At 66.3% G+C, this 15,451-nt stretch carries 16 protein-coding genes and 1 pseudogene; 10 read left to right on the forward strand and 7 right to left on the reverse strand.

The genetic code is table 11. The features are described from left to right. Nucleotides 1-33: 33 nt before the first annotated feature. Together E1742_RS13230 and E1742_RS13235 are read left to right on the forward strand one after the other, a co-directional pair. Entirely contained in the window at nt 34-360 is a 327-nt protein-coding gene (locus E1742_RS13230; protein WP_134385393.1) for an ArsR/SmtB family transcription factor, read from the forward strand. After that, on the forward strand, nt 357-1,364 hold the full coding sequence (locus E1742_RS13235; RefSeq protein WP_134385394.1) for a cation diffusion facilitator family transporter: 1,008 nt from the start codon (nt 357-359) through the stop codon (nt 1,362-1,364). Before E1742_RS13230 ends, E1742_RS13235 begins: the two co-directional genes overlap by 4 nt. On the opposite strand, the gene cysK is transcribed toward E1742_RS13235, so the two are convergent. Next, nucleotides 1,358-2,293: a cysteine synthase A gene (gene cysK / locus E1742_RS13240; protein ID WP_134385395.1), complete on the reverse strand. Its 936-nt coding sequence runs from the start codon at nt 2,291-2,293 to the stop codon at nt 1,358-1,360. The two genes, E1742_RS13235 and cysK, sit on opposite strands and share 7 nt — an antisense overlap. Nucleotides 2,294-2,338: 45 nt before the next feature. Next, on the reverse strand, nt 2,339-2,836 hold the full coding sequence (locus E1742_RS13245) for an FKBP-type peptidyl-prolyl cis-trans isomerase (protein WP_134385396.1): 498 nt from the start codon (nt 2,834-2,836) through the stop codon (nt 2,339-2,341). Between the two features lie 37 nt (nt 2,837-2,873). Here E1742_RS13245 and thpR point away from each other — a divergent pair, with 37 nt between their 5' ends. Then, the gene (gene thpR, locus E1742_RS13250; protein ID WP_134385397.1) at nt 2,874-3,398 is read left to right on the forward strand and encodes an RNA 2',3'-cyclic phosphodiesterase; all 525 of its coding nucleotides are present in this window, start codon (nt 2,874-2,876) and stop codon (nt 3,396-3,398) included. Between the two features lie 64 nt (nt 3,399-3,462). Here the strand turns inward: thpR and E1742_RS13255 are convergent, their stop codons facing one another. Continuing rightward, nucleotides 3,463-3,765 (reverse strand): hypothetical protein, encoded by a 303-nt coding sequence (locus E1742_RS13255; RefSeq protein ID WP_134385398.1) that lies wholly within the window; start codon nt 3,763-3,765, stop codon nt 3,463-3,465. A gap of 114 nt (nt 3,766-3,879) precedes the next feature. Between E1742_RS13255 and E1742_RS13260 the strand changes: the two genes are divergently transcribed. After that, nucleotides 3,880-5,970, forward strand: a complete 2,091-nt coding sequence (locus tag E1742_RS13260; RefSeq protein ID WP_134385399.1) for a TonB-dependent receptor domain-containing protein — start codon at nt 3,880-3,882, stop codon at nt 5,968-5,970. 41 nt (nt 5,971-6,011) lie between these two features. Here the strand turns inward: E1742_RS13260 and E1742_RS13265 are convergent, their stop codons facing one another. Next, the gene (locus tag E1742_RS13265; RefSeq protein ID WP_134385400.1) at nt 6,012-6,437 is read right to left on the reverse strand and encodes a Fur family transcriptional regulator; all 426 of its coding nucleotides are present in this window, start codon (nt 6,435-6,437) and stop codon (nt 6,012-6,014) included. 159 nt (nt 6,438-6,596) lie between these two features. Here E1742_RS13265 and E1742_RS13270 point away from each other — a divergent pair, with 159 nt between their 5' ends. Together E1742_RS13270 and E1742_RS13275 are read left to right on the forward strand one after the other, a co-directional pair. Further along, nucleotides 6,597-8,705 carry a TonB-dependent receptor gene (locus E1742_RS13270; RefSeq protein ID WP_229465925.1) on the forward strand — a complete coding sequence of 703 codons (2,109 nt, stop codon included), beginning with the start codon at nt 6,597-6,599 and terminating at the stop codon, nt 8,703-8,705. 14 nt (nt 8,706-8,719) lie between these two features. Continuing rightward, entirely contained in the window at nt 8,720-9,133 is a 414-nt protein-coding gene (locus tag E1742_RS13275) for a MerC domain-containing protein (RefSeq protein ID WP_166793478.1), read from the forward strand. Here the strand turns inward: E1742_RS13275 and tcdA are convergent. Continuing rightward, complete coding sequence (tcdA, locus tag E1742_RS13280; protein WP_134385402.1) at nt 9,122-9,994, reverse strand: tRNA cyclic N6-threonylcarbamoyladenosine(37) synthase TcdA; 873 nt, start codon at nt 9,992-9,994, stop codon at nt 9,122-9,124. The genes E1742_RS13275 and tcdA overlap by 12 nt on opposite strands. A 93-nt stretch (nt 9,995-10,087) precedes the next feature. Here tcdA and pdxH point away from each other — a divergent pair, with 93 nt between their 5' ends. Together pdxH and E1742_RS27470 are read left to right on the forward strand one after the other, a co-directional pair. Beyond that, on the forward strand, nt 10,088-11,329 hold the full coding sequence (pdxH, locus tag E1742_RS13285; RefSeq protein ID WP_134385403.1) for a pyridoxamine 5'-phosphate oxidase: 1,242 nt from the start codon (nt 10,088-10,090) through the stop codon (nt 11,327-11,329). 184 nt (nt 11,330-11,513) lie between these two features. Further along, nucleotides 11,514-11,771, forward strand: a pseudogene (locus E1742_RS27470) (SAM-dependent methyltransferase); the annotation flags it as partial. Between the two features lie 88 nt (nt 11,772-11,859). Here the strand turns inward: E1742_RS27470 and msrA are convergent. Both msrA and E1742_RS13300 read right to left on the reverse strand, forming a co-directional pair. Beyond that, the gene (gene msrA / locus E1742_RS13295) at nt 11,860-12,390 is read right to left on the reverse strand and encodes a peptide-methionine (S)-S-oxide reductase MsrA (protein WP_134385404.1); all 531 of its coding nucleotides are present in this window, start codon (nt 12,388-12,390) and stop codon (nt 11,860-11,862) included. 68 nt (nt 12,391-12,458) lie between these two features. Next, a complete protein-coding gene (locus E1742_RS13300; RefSeq protein WP_166793479.1) occupies nt 12,459-13,454 on the reverse strand; it encodes an alpha/beta fold hydrolase in 996 nt (331 codons plus the stop codon). A 153-nt stretch (nt 13,455-13,607) separates the two neighbouring features. Between E1742_RS13300 and E1742_RS13305 the strand changes: the two genes are divergently transcribed. Continuing rightward, nucleotides 13,608-14,117 carry a flavin reductase family protein gene (locus E1742_RS13305; RefSeq protein WP_134385406.1) on the forward strand — a complete coding sequence of 170 codons (510 nt, stop codon included), beginning with the start codon at nt 13,608-13,610 and terminating at the stop codon, nt 14,115-14,117. A gap of 104 nt (nt 14,118-14,221) precedes the next feature. Then, nucleotides 14,222-15,406: an acyl-CoA dehydrogenase gene (locus E1742_RS13310; RefSeq protein WP_134385407.1), complete on the forward strand. Its 1,185-nt coding sequence runs from the start codon at nt 14,222-14,224 to the stop codon at nt 15,404-15,406. Nucleotides 15,407-15,451 lie beyond the last annotated feature (45 nt).

The following is a 15,451-nucleotide window of genomic DNA, read 5'->3' on the forward strand; positions in this document are numbered from 1 at the left end:
CTAACATTTGAATATCTATTCAATTGTTAACTAATGAGCACTCTCGACAACGAAGAATCGGTCGCCCAGCTGGCCGACCTGTTTCACCTGCTGGGCGATCCCACCCGCCTGCGCATCGTGCTGGCCTGCGTGGCCGCGCCGATCGCCGTCAGCGACATCGCCGCGTCGCTGGCGCTGAGCAGTTCGCTGGTCAGCCACCATCTGCGCCTGCTGCGGGCGGCCCGCATCGTCAAGGCCGAGCGCCAGGGCAAGCAGGTCTTTTATTCCACCGCCGATGCGCACATCAGCGACGTGCTGCACGATATGCTGGAACACATCGCCGAACCATCGGCACCGAACGAAGCGGGAGCGGAAGCATGAGCGGACATCACCACCACGGCCACGGTCACGACCATGGCCACAGCCACGGCCATCACCATCACGGCGATCCCGTCAATCACGGGCGCGCGTTTGCGATCGCCATTGCGCTCAATGCCATTTTCGTGGCCGTGGAATTCGGCTACGGCTTCATTGCCAACTCCACGGCACTGATGGCTGACGCCGGCCATAACCTCTCCGACGTGCTGGGCCTGATGCTGGCCTGGGGCGCCGCCATCCTGGCCAAGCGTACGCCGACGCGCCGCTTCACATACGGCCTGCGCAGCAGTTCAATGCTGGCGGCACTGTTCAACGGCATGCTGCTGATGGGCGCGTGCGGCGCGATCCTGTGGGAGGCGGTGCTGCAGCTGATTCATCCCGTGCCCGTGCACGGCGCGACGGTGTCCGTCGTGGCGGGCATCGGCATCGCCATCAACGGCCTGTCCGCGTGGCTGTTCATGGCGGGCAGCAAGGACGACATCAATATCCGCGGCGCCTACCTGCACCTGATGGCCGACGCGGCAATCTCGCTGGGCGTGCTGGTGTCGGGGCTGATCGTGATGTACACGGGCTGGATCCGGCTCGATCCGCTGGTCAGCATCGCCATCGTCGTGATGATCGTGCTGGGGACCTGGTCGCTGCTGAAGGAGTCGACGCGCATGATGATGGCCGCTGTGCCGGACAGCGTGGACTCAGGCAAGGTAGAGCAGTTCCTGCGCGGCCGCGCGGGCGTGACGGACGTGCACGACCTGCATATCTGGTCGATGAGCACGACGGAGACGGCGCTGACGGCTCACCTGGTCATGCCCGACGGCTATCCCGGCGATGCGGCGATGGACGACATCGCGCGCGATCTGCGCCAGGAGTTCGCCATCCATCACAGCACCCTGCAGATGGAGCGCGGCACGACGGAACATGCATGCTGCCTGAAGCAGGCCGATGACGCGCATGATGACCATGACCATGCCCATGACCACCACGGCCATGGCCACGCCCACCATCACTGATCGGCCAGTCCCGCGAACAGCGGCGTGCTGAGATAGCGTTCGCCGAAGGACGGAATCACCGTCACGATCACCTTGCCTTCGTTTTCCGGGCGCCGGGCGACCTGCACGGCGGCCCACAGCGCGGCGCCGGCCGAGATCCCTACCAGCAAACCCTCCTCGCTGGCGGCGCGGCGCGCGGTGGCGAACGCATCGTCGTTCGTCACGCAGACCACTTCATCGTAGACGTGCGTGTTCAGCACGGCCGGGACAAAGCCGGCACCGATACCCTGGATCGGGTGCGGTCCCTTGGTCCCTTTCGACAGCATCGGCGACGCTTCCGGTTCCACGGCGATGCAGCGGAACGACGGTTTGCGTTCGCGCAGGACCTCGCCCACGCCGGTAATGGTGCCGCCCGTGCCGACGCCGGCGACGAGGAGATCGATGGCGCCATCGGTATCGCGCCAGATTTCCTCGGCCGTGGTGCGCCGGTGGACTTCCGGATTGGCGGGATTGTTGAACTGCTGCGGCATCAGACAGCGCGGATCGGACGCCACCATCTCCTCGGCGCGGCGGATGGCACCGAGCATGCCTTCGCTGCCCGGTGTCAGCACCAGTTCGGCGCCGTACGCGCGCAGCAGCATGCGCCGTTCGCGGCTCATCGTGTCGGGCATGACGAGCACGCACTTGTAGCCGCGCGCGGCGCACACCATCGCCAGCGCGATGCCGGTGTTGCCGCTGGTGGGTTCGACAAAGACGGTGTCGGATTTGACGAGGCCGGCGCTTTCCGCGGCGGCGATCATTGCCAGGCCGATGCGATCCTTGACGCTGTGGGCCGGGTTGAAGAATTCCAGCTTGGCCAGGACCTGTGCGCCGCTCCCGGCGGCCAGGCGGTTGATGCGGAGCAGCGGGGTATTGCCGATCAGCTCAGTGACGTCGTTCGCGATGTTCATTCCGGTCTCCGCTTTTGATAGAGGGAGACCAGTGTACGCCGCCGCTTATTTGACGTCGAGCAGTTCGACGTCGAAGATCAGCGCCGAGTTGGCCGGAATGCCGGGCATGCTGCGCGCGCCGTAGGCCAGCTCCGGCGGGATGATCAGCGTGCGCTTGCCGCCCACCTTCATGCCCGTCACGCCCTGCTCCCAGCCCTTGATGACGCGGCCGGCACCCAGCTGGAACTCCAGCGGCTCGCCGCGCGGACGGGACGAGTCGAACTGGCGGCCATGCTGGTTTTTCGCCAGCGGCCGGTACAGCCAGCCCGTATAGTGAACCGAGACATTGCTGCCGACGATCGCTTCGCGGCCCGTGCCGACCTTGACGTCGTTGACGATCAGCTGCTCCGCGGCCGGGCCGGGCGCGGCCGAACCGGGTACGACGGGGGCCGCAGCTGCCGGTGCGGCCGCAGCCGCGTCGGCCGGCGCGGGCGGCGTCTGCGCCAGTGCGGCGGTGCTCAGGCAAACGGAAAGGGCGGCGAACAAGGCGGACAAACGGATCATGATGGTATTCTTTCTGTTCTGGTTTTGAGGCGGCATCATGATAGCAAATCATCCGGCTGAAACAACGGTTGCAGCCCCCCGAAAGCTGTTTTACGCGCTGTGGCCGAACGATGCGGAGCGCGCCGCGCTGGCCGCGCTGCAGGCCGGCGTGCAGGGGCGCCTCACGCCGCGCGCCAAGCTGCACATCACGCTGGCCTTCCTGGGCCAGCAGCCGGCGGACACGGTGCCGACACTACTGGCGATCCTCGAAGAACTCACCTTGCCGCCACTGCGGCTGGAGATCGACTGCTACGGCTACTTCGCGCGGCCGCGCATCGCCTGGGCCGGCATGACGCAGGTACCTCCACCTCTGATGGACCTGCAGGCCGACCTGGTGCGCCGGCTGGAAGCGGCCGGCATCTCCGCCGCCACGCACGGCAGCTTCAAACCCCACGTCACGCTGGCGCGCGAGTCGCGCGAGGCGCCCCCTGCCGCACCGTTTGCACCCATGGTCTGGCAGGTGGACCGGGCCGTCCTGGTGGAGTCGCTGCCGGGTGGGCAATACGTGGTGATCGGGCGCTGAGCGCCGGCGCGACGCTGCTTTGCCGCCGTGCGCTGCACCGCATTCCTTCCCGTGCCAGCATGTCTCAGCGCCGCACGCCGCGCTGCCCTCCTGCGCTCCTGCCCGGCCGACACTTCTTCCGGCGCGTCTTGCGCTGCGTCTTGCGCCGTGCCTTCCCTTGCAGGGGCGGCGCCGTGCGCAGCGTCCAGATGGCGAACACGATGGCCGCCACCACAAAGCAGCCGGCCGTCCAGCAGAACGCCTCCTCCTGCAACGCAGTGAGAATGTGGACATGCGCCCCGCCGTCTCCTTCATGGTGGTGCAGGTCGTGCAGGTCGTCAAGTTGCGCTGCATGAGCGCCGTCGGGCGCCGCCGTCGATACCGCCATGCCGCCTCCCGATAACGTTTCATGGAAAAGGTTGTTAATGATACTGCATTATCATTATAATTAGTGCAGTTTCCCGTTATGGGACCCAGACGACAACCAGGAAGGATCCGTTTCATGCACCGTTCCCTCAGCAACCGCACTCCCCTCGCGCTGGCGCTCGCGCTGGCATTCGGCACCCCGATCGCGTCCGCGCAGGCCGACAAGTCCCGCACTGCGGCCGATCCGGACAGTGTCCCGGCCGTGGTCATCTCCGCCAGCGCGCTCGGTCTTCTCAGCGACGACATGATCACGCCCGCCGCGTCGCTGTCCGGCAATGAGCTGGTGCGCCAGCGAGAATCCACGCTGGGCGAAACGCTCAATCGCCAGCCCGGCATCTCGTCGAGCCAGTTCGGCGCCGGCGCGAGCCGCCCCATCATCCGCGGCATGGACGGCCCGCGGGTACGCATCCTGTCCGATGGCGCCGAAGTGCAGGACGCGTCGACGATCAGCCCCGATCACGCCGTCGCGTTCGAACCGATGCTCGCCGAGCGCATCGAAGTGCTGCGCGGCCCGTCGGCACTGGCCTACGGCGGCGGTGCCGTCGGCGGCGTGGTGAACATCATCGACCGCAAGATCCCTACCAGCGTGCCGGTCAACCCGGTCGAAGGCGCCGTCGAGGTGCGCGGCAACACAGCCGCGCGCGAACGGTCCGCCGCGTTTGAAATGACGGGGGGCAGCGGCAACGTAGCCGTGCACGCCGAAGGCGTCAAGCGCGATGCCAACGCCTACAAGACCGGCAGCGGCTGGGACGAAGGCGGCCGCGTGCCGGGCAGCTTCAAGGATGGGGAGACGGGCAGCGTGGGCCTGTCCTGGGTCGGCGAGCGCGGCTATATTGGCGCGGCCTACACGAAGGAGCGTACCGACTACGGCATTCCCGGCCACGCCCACGAGTTCGCAAGCTGCCACCCGCACGGCTCGCACCTGCACTGCGGCGGCCATGGAGACGAGGACGAGCATGGGCACGAGGGCGAACACGGGCATGAGCACGGGGCCGAGGTCGTCCCGGCCGTCAAGCTGGACAGCGACCGCTGGGACGTGCGCGGTGAATACCGCGACCCGCTGGCCGGATTCAGCAAGCTGCGCGTGCGCGCGGCGTTCACGGATTACCGCCACGACGAACTGGAAGGCGACGAGGTGGCGACGAGCTTTCGCAACAAGGCGCACGACGTGCGCGCCGAACTGGAACACCTGCCCGTGGCGGGATGGCGCGGCGTGATCGGCGTGCAGACGACGCGGCGCGACTTCAGTGCGCAAGGCGAAGAAGCCTACGTACCGCCCACGCTGACGAAGAAACATGCTGTCTTCGTGACCGAGGAATACCGCCTCGCCGACTGGCGCTTCGAGGCGGCGGCACGCCACGAATGGCAGGACATCGACGTCGACGCGAGCGCCGGCAGTGCGGACCACAGCGAACGCGGCACGTCGCTGGCGCTGGGCGCCGTGTGGAAGTTCGCACCGCAGTATTCGCTGGGTGCGTCGTTCTCGCGCAGCCATCGCCTGCCGACCGCCGAGGAACTGTACGCACACGGCGTCCACCTGGCGACAAGCACCTACGAGATCGGCAACGAGAACCTGCGCAAGGAAACGTCGAACAATCTCGACATCACCCTGCGCAAGTTCGCCGGCCCGACGACGTTCTCCGTGAGCGCATACCGCAACCGCATCAACGACTACATCTACGCCAGCACGCTGGACAACCACGAAGGGTTCCAGCTGGTCGAGTATGCGCAGCGCGACGCGACGTTTACGGGTATCGAAGGAGAGGTGCGCCACCAAATCGCGCCGTCCGTGCAGGCCGCGCTGTTCGGCGATTACGTCCGGGCGGAACTGCGCGACGGCACGGGCAACCGCAATCTGCCGCGCATCCCGTCGGGGCGTGTCGGCGTGAAGCTGGACGCCGAATGGCGCGGCTGGCACGGCGTCGTCGAGGCGTACCGGGTGGCAAAGCAGGATGACGTGGCCGAGTTCGAGACTGCGACGGCGGGCTACAACATGCTGAATCTGGGCACGCACTACACGACGCGCGTGCTCGGCCTGCCGGCCATGTTCTACGCACGTCTCAATAACGCCACCAACGAACTGGCGTTCAGCCATACGTCGTTCATCAAGCACGCGGCCCCGCTGCCGGGACGCAACCTGACCGCCGGCCTGCGCCTCAGCTTCTAGGCGCGTGGGCGGGCACCCCGGTTTCGGGGCGCCCGCCGGCGTCAGTGGCGGTGGCCATGCCCGCGGGACTTGGCCGGTGCGGCCACGGCCGCGCCGGCGCATTCGGCACACGTGCCGTACAACGTCAGGTCGTGCCGGACGACCGTAAAGCCGGCCGGCGCCAGGTCGTGCATCGGACCGGGGCAACCTTCGACCTCGAATACCCGGTCGCACTGCGTGCAGTGGAAATGGTGGTGATGGTGATGCGCCAGGCGGGCCGCTTCGTAGCGGGCATTTTCGCCGGGCAGCGTCACGCTCTGGATCTCGCCTTCGTCCAGCAGCAGCTTCAGGTTGCGGTAGACGGTCGCGATGCCGATTTCAGGCACCGAGACCTGTACGCCCGCATGGATTTCCTGCGGGCTGAGGGGACGCGCGGCCGCTTCGAGAACAGTGCGAATGGCGGAGCGCTGGCGTGTGGATCGTTCCATGGCATGACGTGTCGGATAACGGGACATTATCCCATAAGCGGCCGCGCGGCAGCCAGTTCCCGGCCGAATCATCGACGGCCTCTGCATCGCGGGCGACCATCGCCCGTCCATCGCTGCCGGCACATGCCGCGCAGTCAACCATCATCTTCGGAGCTTCTCTTGTCTTCCTTTACCCGTTTCCCCTTGCCGCACGTGTCCGGCAAGGCCATTGCACGAGCCGCCGCCGCCCTGGCCGCCGGCGCGGACGCCATGGCCCACGCCGAAACCGGCGCCCTCGCCCTCGCCCCTGCGCCGGTCGTCGAGATCCGCGCCAGCCGGGACAACGGCGGGCCCGACCGCATGGCCGTCGGCACGGGTGCCGCTGCGCTGCCCGGCACCGTCACCACCATCACGGCGGACGAGATCGCCACGCTGCCCGTGGGCCGCGACATCTCGAACATCTTCATGCGGGTGCCCGGCGTCGTCGCCAACAACATCGACCAGGGCGATACGGGTAACGGCTTTCGCATGCGCGGCTTCGCCACGCAGGGCACGCACGGCGCCGACACGGCCATCTACATCGACGGCGTGCCGCAGAACATACCGTCGAGCCAGGGCGGCGCCGGCCACGGCCCCGCGTTCCTGGAATGGATGACGGCCGACATGATCGACACCGTCGATGTCGTCAAGGGCCCCGTCTCGGCGCTGTACGGCGACCAGAACCGGGCCGGATCCATCACGATTACCACCCGCGAAGGCGGCAGCGCCACCCCGTCCAGTGCCGCCGTCACGCTGTCGAGCTACGGCGGGCGGCGCGCGTCGCTGCTGCTGTCGGGAGAATATGGCGCGGTGCGCTCGCTGCTGGTGGCGGACCGCTTCCGCATGAACGGCTTCCGCCACGGCGCCACCAACGACCGCGCCAACCTGTTCTGGAAGCTGTCGACGACGATCGGCACCGGCGTCTACAGCCTGCGCGCCAGCTACTATCGCTCCGACTACACGGGCGCCGGCTACCTGTCGCTGCCGGCGCTGGAAGCGGGACTCGATCCCCACGCCACGCAATACGGCCTGCCCGGCTTTGGCGACGCCCAGCGCCGCAGCCTGGTGTTCAACCGCCGCGCCATCGGCGCGGCGGGCTGGTTCGCCACGGTCTACGCGGAAGACTTCGAGCGCAGCCGTGCCATCACGACCAGCACGACCCAGCACACGTTCGGCCTGGACGACCGCCGCATGTACGGGGCGCGCGCGGGCAATACCTGGACCTTTGGCGACAGCGCCATCCTGACGGCGGGACTGGAAACGCGCTCGGACCGCGGCGATGCGCTGCGCCAGCAGTACCAGCGGCTGCAGCCGACGCCGAACTACGTCAACAACCAGGACCTGGACCTGCTGGCCCATGGCGTCTTCATGCAGGGCCAGTACCGGGTGGCGCCCACGGTGAAGCTGCATGGCGGGTTGCGCTACGACCGCTTCGATTACGACATCGTCAACCGCAAGCTGCCGGCGGCATCGACAGCCTACCGGGGCAGCGCACTGACACCGAAATATGGCGCCATCTGGAGCGTGCGCCAGGGAGTGGACGTGTTTGCCAACGTCGCGCAGGGGCTGCGCTCGCCAGCGGCCGAACAGATCAGCTCAAGCGGCAGCCTGGGACCGCTCGGCGCTCCGGGCGGACGGATCAATGCCGGTATCGATCCCAGCAAGGTGCGTTCGCACGATGTCGGCATCGACGTCCGCCGCGCCGGCGGCTGGCACCTGGCTGCCGCTGTGTATCGGATCACCAACGATGACGAGATCGTCAACACGGCACCCGACGTCTTTGCGGCGTCCGGCCGGACCAGCCGCCAGGGGTTCGAGCTGGACGCACACTACGCGCCCGGTCGCACGTTCAACGCCTACCTGAGCTACGGCCGCATCCTGCGCGCCCGCCTGGACAATCCCGCACCCGGTACCGGAGCCCTGCTGTCCGTCCCGGCCAATACGTGGAAGGCGGGGATGCAGTACCGCCAGCAGGCTGGGCCGGGCCGTCTGACCGTCAACGGCGACGTGTATCTGACCTCCCGTAATCCGTACTACATGGGCACGCCCCTCGTCCGGCGCGACATGCCCACGTTCGTGCGCTACAGCGTGAAGGGGGCATATGATCTCGGCAAGCTGCAGGGCACGCTGGCCGTAACGCTGCAGCCGCACAAGTTCGCCAGCGACATCGCGTATGGCACGGCCACCGGCCTGGTGGTATCGACCGTGCCGCGCACGCAGGTGGAAGCCGGCCTGCGCTACTTCTTCTGATGACGGAGCCAACCATGACCCCTGTTCAGGTGAAGGATCGGCGGCTGGGCCGGATGACAGGCCTGGCCGATACGCTGGGCATCGCCACGTCGGCGCTGTGCCTCGTGCACTGCCTCGCCATGCCGCTGCTGCTGGCATTGCTGCCCGCCGTGGGGTGGGCGAGCGACGACCGCACGCATGCCCTGCTGGTTGGCGTCGCCCTGCTGGCGGCGCTGCTGTCGATGGGACCGGGATACGCCGCGCACCGGCGCAAGGAGGTCCTGCTGGCCGGCGGCACCGGCCTGGCATGCCTGGCGATTGCCGCGTTCGTCATCGGTCCCCGTTATGGGCACGGCTGGGAGACGGCGGCCAGCGTCGCCGGGGCGGCGCTGCTGGGGTGGGCGCACCTGCGCAACCGGATCTGCTGCCGGCGGCACTCAGCCGGCTGACGCCTCTCCGGCCGTTTCCACGGCGGCGGGCGTCTCTTCCTCCCCTGCCAGCTTGCGCAGGATATGCCCGGCGGCCACCATGCCGAACGTGGCCGTCACCACCATTGCCGAGCCGAAGCCGGCGCAGTTGATGCCGGTCAGGCCGGGCTTGCCGCCGGCTCCGGCCAGCTCGTCGCCGTCGACGGAGCACACTTCACCCGTTTCCGGGAATTTCAGCGGCTCCATCGAGAACACGGCATCCACGCCCAGCTTGTTCTTGCCGTTGGCGGGGTAGTTGAACTGGCTGCGCAGGCGCCGCCGCACTTTCTTCAGCAGCGGCTCCTGCTCCGTTTTTGCCAGGTCGCGCACTTCGATTTTCGTCGGGTCGGTCTGGCCGCCGGCACTGCCGATGACGATCAGCGGGATCTTGTTGATGCGGCAGTAATGCACCAGTGCCGTCTTGGCGCGGGCGCTGTCCATCGCGTCCAGCACGTAGTCGTAGTCGTGGCCGCCGATCATTTCGTCCAGGTTGTCCGGCGTGACGAAATCCTCGATCTCCGTCACCTGGCAATAGGGATTGATCTGGGCGATGCGCTGCGTCAGCGCCGTGATCTTGGCCATGCCGACCGTACCTGTGAGCGCCTGGATCTGGCGGTTGATATTGGACTCGGCCACGTTGTCCAGGTCGATCAGCGTCAGGCGGCCGACGGCGCTGCGCGCCAGCGCTTCGACGGCCCACGAGCCGACGCCGCCAACGCCGATGACGCAGATGTGGGCACCGCGAAAGCGCGCCAGCGCCTTTTCGCCGTAGAGCCGGGCGATGCCGCCAAAGCGACGGTCGACGTCGATGTCGTCATCAAGAGAGGGATTCAGGTCGTTCATGGGGCGTTCCACCGGACAGCATAAAGGGGATTATTCTACAATCGCTGTGTAAATCCCGACGAATGCGCACGACGCGCGCGAAGAAAGAGCCCGATGAGTGAGTCATTATTGGACGCGGTACCCGGCTTCGACCAGCCGATCGCCGTCCTGAAACACTGCCACGACAAGATCCGCAAACAGCTCAGGACGCTGCAGAACCTGCTCACCCACCTGCCCGAGCACGGTGCGGACGCCGCCGCCCAGGGTGCGGCGCAGGCCGTGCTGAAATACTTCAACACGGCCGCGCACCTGCACCATGCCGACGAAGAGCAGGATCTGCTGCCGATGCTGGAGTCGACGGCAACGGGTGCCGACCTCGAACTGATCCGTACGCTGAAGCCGCAGATCCTCCGCCAGCATCAGCAGATGGATAACGATTGGCATACACTTAATTCTCAACTGGACCGTATCGCCGCGGGCACCGCGGCAGAGCTGTCGGCCGACGACGTGGCACGCTTCGTGCAAAGCTACACGGCGCACATGGAAACGGAAGAAGCGCACGTCGCGCCGATGGCCAAGCGGCTGTTCAGCCCGGCGCAGATGGCCGTGTTCGGCGAGGCAATGCAGCGCCGGCGCGGCATTGCCCCCGCATCAGCATCGAGCTCGGCACCCGCCCAGGCACCTGAGCCGGCCGTGACGGCTGCGGCGATTGCGGGCGGCATCGCGCTGGCGGACCTGCGCATGGACTACGGCCGCGCCAGCTTGTCCGAGGACGACACGCTGGACGACGCGGTCGCGCAGTTCACGAAATGGTTCGGCGAGGCGATGAAGGCGCAGGTCAACGAGCCGAACGCGATGACGGTGGCCACCGTCGGCAGCGACGGCCGGCCTTCGGCGCGCATCGTGCTGATCAAGCAGTACGATGAACGCGGCTTCACGTGGTACACGAATTACGACAGCCAGAAGGGCCGCCAGCTGGCGGAAAATCCGCACGCGGCCCTGCTGTTCTTCTGGCCCGAGCTGGAGCGCCAGGTGCGCATCGAGGGCCGTGTCGAGCAGACTTCGGGCGAAGAGAGCGACAAATATTTCTACAGCCGCCCGGTGAAAAGCCAGCTGGCGGCCATTGCTTCGCAGCAGAGCGCGCCGATCGCCAGCCGTGCCGAGATGGAGGCGCGTTACGCAGCCGTCGAGGCGGCCAGCGGCGACCATCCGCAGCGGCCCGAGCACTGGGGCGGCTACCGCCTCGTGCCCGCGCGGATCGAGTTCTGGCAGGGCCGGCGTTCACGCTTCCACGACCGCATCGTCTACACGCGGCAGGCGGACGGCAGCTGGAGCAAGGAGCGCATCCAGCCATGAGGTGACACGGCAGGCGCTGCAGGCGAGTTTTTGAAGTGCCGACCGGAGGCTATCTTGTTCGTACAAAATCGACTCAGCGCCTGGGTGGCAGGCGTTACCGGCCAGATGACGTTGCCGTTGCGGCTGAACTGTGGAACGTCAGGCCATCGACTTTTCCGATGAGGCGCCGCGCGTGACGATCCGCGTGCCGCATGCGTCGGCCGCGCGCTACCTGCTGCGGCCGTCGCTGTCCAACCTGGGCACGGCGTACGTGGAAGGCGACATCGAAGTGCGCGGCAACGCCCGCGACATGATCGGCGTCGTCAACGCGCTGGCGAAAAGCACTCTGAAGCCGGACGGCAAGCTGGCCCGCATCGTGCGCAACATCACGCACGACCGCAAGAACGACGCCGAGGCGATCCGCTACCACTACGACGTCTCGAACGCGTTCCACCAGCAGTTCCTCGACCCGGACATGGTGTATTCGTGCGCCTACTTCGAACGTGGCGACGAAGACCTACATGTACGAGGCAGCGTCCTGACCCTTTCGCTCAGCCCTTCAGCCGTGCCGTGTGCATCTTGCGAAATTTCGTTACCTTCGGTTCCACCACAAACGCGCAGTAGCCCTGCAGCGGGTGCTGGGCAAAGTAATTCTGGTGATACTCCTCGGCCTTGAAATATGGCTGGGCCGCGGAAATCTCCGTGACGATGGGCGCGTCCCACACGTGCGCCATCTCCGCCATCACCTGGCGCGCCATGGCTTCCTGCTCGGGCGACTGGTAGTAAATGACGGAGCGGTACTGCGTGCCCACGTCGTTGCCCTGGCGGTTCAGGGTAGTCGGATCGTGGATCGTGAAGAAGATCTCCAGGATGTCGCGGTAAGTGATGACGTCCGGATCGAACTCCAGCCGCACCACTTCCGCATGGCCCGTCGTGCCCGAGCAGACCTGTTCATAGGTCGGGTTCGGCTGCGGGCCGCCCGTGTAGCCCGACTCCACCTTGTTGACGCCCTTCACTTCCAGGTACACGGCCTCCGTGCACCAGAAACATCCACCGCCCAGCACTGCAATTTCCGTTGCCATACCATCTCTCCATATTGATGTTGTTACTTTAACGCATAAGGAGAATGGGTGCAGGGAGCATGCCGGCGTTACGGACGCAGTTCGTCCAGCACGTCCGTGATGGCCCGAACCACCGCTTCCGGCCGGTCCTGCTGGATGATGTGGCCGGCGCCGGGCACGACGCGCTGACTGCCGCGACTGGACAGCGCGGCAACTTCCTTGTGCATCGCCATGTTTTCGCGTTCCGTCGCCTTGTTGAGTTCACTTTGCGGCTTGCCCGGCACGGCGAACGGGCTGACACCACGTGTCAACACCACCAGGGGCAGGTCGCCATACGAGCGCCGCGCGGCGCCCAGTTCAGCACGGCTGACGTCGAAATGCGCTTGCTCGGATGCGGCCGCGTGCCAATAGCCGGGAGAGGTCTCGACAGCCAGGCGCGCGGCGGCCAGTTCCCGTCCATAGACGGGCTGAATGCCGCCGGTGCATTGCAAGAACGCCTCGCTGCCGGGCACGAAGCCTTTCTCGGCGGCGGCAACGCATTGCGGCCAGATCGCCGCCTGGGCGGCCGTGAGCTGGGACCATCGGCCCTGCGATGCCCTGTCGAGCCGCGCCATCTCATCCTCGTGCTCGGGCTCGACAAGCACGAGGCCTCGCACCTGTTCCGGATAGCGATAGGTGTAAAGCTGCACGTTTCCGCCACCATACGAGGTGCCCACCAACACGTAAGGTGGCGCAATGCCGGCCGTTTGCAGCAATTTGTGCAGGTCGGCGACGGCGTTGCCGGACGTGCCCGGCAACGGTGACGGATCGCTGTAGCCAAGGCCGGCGCGGTCGTAGACGCAGGCGCGGGTGCGCCGCGCAATGGCGGGCTGCACGGCGTGCCAGCTCCAGCCTGCGTCGGCGGACGGGGCGTCGAACACGACGGTCGGGCTGCCCGTGCCGTTGCAGTACAGGTGCAGGCGCCGTCCGCCGATATCGACCATCTGCTGCGGATGGGAAAACGCTACCTGGTCGGCAATGGGTGAAGCAACGGCACCGCCGCACGCGACAAGGCTGAACAATACGGACAGGCAGGAACGGGACATAGGCTGAGGTCGGAGTTGTGATGTTGCCGATCGTACAGCGAAAGGACCGACAACAATCTCTCCGATTTTCACACCGCGTCGTGCTACCGCGTCCGCAGCACGCCGGCCCCGCTGCCTAAACTTTGGCATAATGGCGGAAAAACAAGGCCTCCGATGAATACCAGCTCCCCCCGCAACAATGCACAGTTCGACAGCGCGCATTTTCGCCAGGCGCTGTCGCAGTTTGCGACGGGCGTTACCGTGATCACGACACGGCTGGCCGACGGCACGTTCCGCGGCCTCACCGCCAGCTCCTTCAACTCCGTCTCGCTCGACCCGCCGCTGGTGCTGTGGAGCCTGCGTACGGCCGCGAACAGCATGCCCATCTTCAGCGGCAACTCGCACTACGTCATCAATGTATTGTCGGCCGACCAGGCCCATATGGCGCGGCTGTTTTCCAGCCGCGGGACCGATCCGTTCACGCAGGTCGAATTCGAGCTGTCGCGCACGGGCCAGCCCGTCATCAAGGACTGCTCGGCCTGGTTCGAATGCCATAACCGCAGCCGCTACCCGGAAGGCGACCACGTCATCTTCGTCGGCGAAGTCGAGCATTGCGCATTCGCCCCACGTGAACCGCTGGTGTTCCACGACGGCAAACTGGGCGGGCTGCACACGCCTATCTGAAGCGCTGCGGAAAAGCGCAAATTGGTGTCGCCATTTCAAAAGCCTGGCGCAGGTTGCCCATTTAGAATGCGAGGGAACCGAAACCACAACGAGAGAGAGACACGATGAGCCAAGCCCGCGCGCAGTTCCACTGGGACGACCCCCTGCTGCTGAACGAACAGCTGACCGACGAGGAACGCATGGTGCGCGACGCCGCTGCGGCCTACTGCCAGGACAAGCTGGCGCCACGCATCCTGGAAGCCTTCCGGCATGAGCGCATGGACACGTCGATCTTCCGTGAAATGGGCGAGCTGGGCCTGCTGGGCCCGACGATTCCCGAGCAGTATGGCGGCCCGGGCCTGAACTACGTGGCGTACGGCCTGATCGCGCGTGAAGTCGAGCGCATCGATTCCGGCTACCGTTCGATGATGAGCGTGCAATCGTCGCTGGTGATGGTGCCGATCCATGAATTCGGCACCGAGGCCCAGCGCCAGAAGTATCTGCCGAAGCTGGCGACCGGCGAATGGATCGGCTGCTTCGGCCTGACCGAACCGAACCACGGCTCCGATCCGGGCTCGATGATCACCCGCGCCAAAAAGGTGCCGGGCGGCTACGCACTGACGGGCTCGAAGATGTGGATCACCAATTCGCCCGTCGCTGACGTGTTTGTCGTCTGGGCCAAGGACGACGAAGGCGCCATCCGCGGCTTCGTGCTGGAAAAAGGCATGCAGGGCCTGTCCGCGCCCGCCATCCACGGCAAGTTCGGCCTGCGCTCGTCCGTCACCGGCGAGATCGTCATGGACAACGTGTTCTGCCCGGAAGAAAACGCCTTCCCGGACGTGCGCGGCCTGAAGGGTCCGTTCACCTGCCTGAACTCGGCCCGCTACGGCATCGCCTGGGGCGCGCTGGGCGCTGCGGAAAGCTGCTGGCACACGGCACGCCAGTACGTGCTGGACCGCAAGCAATTCGGCCGTCCGCTGGCGGCGAACCAGCTGGTGCAGAAAAAGCTGGCGGACATGCAGACGGAAATCACGCTGGGCCTGCAAGGCTGCCTGCAGCTTGGCCGCATGAAGGATGCAGGCACGGCCGCCGTCGAGATCACGTCGATGATGAAGCGTAATTCCTGCGGCAAGGCGCTGGAGGTGGCCCGTGTCGCGCGCGATATGCTGGGCGGTAACGGCATCTCCGACGAGTTCGGCATCATCCGCCACATGGTGAACCTGGAAGTGGTTAACACGTACGAAGGCACGCACGACATCCACGCGCTGATCCTCGGCCGCGCCCAGACCGGTATCCAGGCTTTCCAGTAAGAACAAGCAACCAGGGACTGGCACCCAGGGTGCCAGTCCCGACGT

It is taken from the genome of Pseudoduganella plicata (genome assembly GCF_004421005.1).
Classification (GTDB): Bacteria; Pseudomonadota; Gammaproteobacteria; order Burkholderiales; family Burkholderiaceae_D; genus Rugamonas; species Rugamonas plicata.

What these genes read in the sequence shown, in the direction of transcription:
- E1742_RS13230 (WP_134385393.1), top strand. Translation starts at nt 34, where the DNA reads ATGAGCACTCTCGACAACGAAGAATCGGTCGCCCAGCTGGCCGACCTG.
- E1742_RS13235 (WP_134385394.1), top strand. Translation starts at nt 357, where the DNA reads ATGAGCGGACATCACCACCACGGCCACGGTCACGACCATGGCCACAGC.
- cysK (WP_134385395.1), bottom strand. Translation starts at nt 2,293, where the DNA reads ATGAACATCGCGAACGACGTCACTGAGCTGATCGGCAATACCCCGCTG.
- E1742_RS13245 (WP_134385396.1), bottom strand. Translation starts at nt 2,836, where the DNA reads ATGATCCGTTTGTCCGCCTTGTTCGCCGCCCTTTCCGTTTGCCTGAGC.
- thpR (WP_134385397.1), top strand. Translation starts at nt 2,874, where the DNA reads ATGATAGCAAATCATCCGGCTGAAACAACGGTTGCAGCCCCCCGAAAG.
- E1742_RS13255 (WP_134385398.1), bottom strand. Translation starts at nt 3,765, where the DNA reads ATGGCGGTATCGACGGCGGCGCCCGACGGCGCTCATGCAGCGCAACTT.
- E1742_RS13260 (WP_134385399.1), top strand. Translation starts at nt 3,880, where the DNA reads ATGCACCGTTCCCTCAGCAACCGCACTCCCCTCGCGCTGGCGCTCGCG.
- E1742_RS13265 (WP_134385400.1), bottom strand. Translation starts at nt 6,437, where the DNA reads ATGGAACGATCCACACGCCAGCGCTCCGCCATTCGCACTGTTCTCGAA.
- E1742_RS13275 (WP_166793478.1), top strand. Translation starts at nt 8,720, where the DNA reads ATGACCCCTGTTCAGGTGAAGGATCGGCGGCTGGGCCGGATGACAGGC.
- tcdA (WP_134385402.1), bottom strand. Translation starts at nt 9,994, where the DNA reads ATGAACGACCTGAATCCCTCTCTTGATGACGACATCGACGTCGACCGT.
- pdxH (WP_134385403.1), top strand. Translation starts at nt 10,088, where the DNA reads ATGAGTGAGTCATTATTGGACGCGGTACCCGGCTTCGACCAGCCGATC.
- msrA (WP_134385404.1), bottom strand. Translation starts at nt 12,390, where the DNA reads ATGGCAACGGAAATTGCAGTGCTGGGCGGTGGATGTTTCTGGTGCACG.
- E1742_RS13300 (WP_166793479.1), bottom strand. Translation starts at nt 13,454, where the DNA reads ATGTCCCGTTCCTGCCTGTCCGTATTGTTCAGCCTTGTCGCGTGCGGC.
- E1742_RS13305 (WP_134385406.1), top strand. Translation starts at nt 13,608, where the DNA reads ATGAATACCAGCTCCCCCCGCAACAATGCACAGTTCGACAGCGCGCAT.
- E1742_RS13310 (WP_134385407.1), top strand. Translation starts at nt 14,222, where the DNA reads ATGAGCCAAGCCCGCGCGCAGTTCCACTGGGACGACCCCCTGCTGCTG.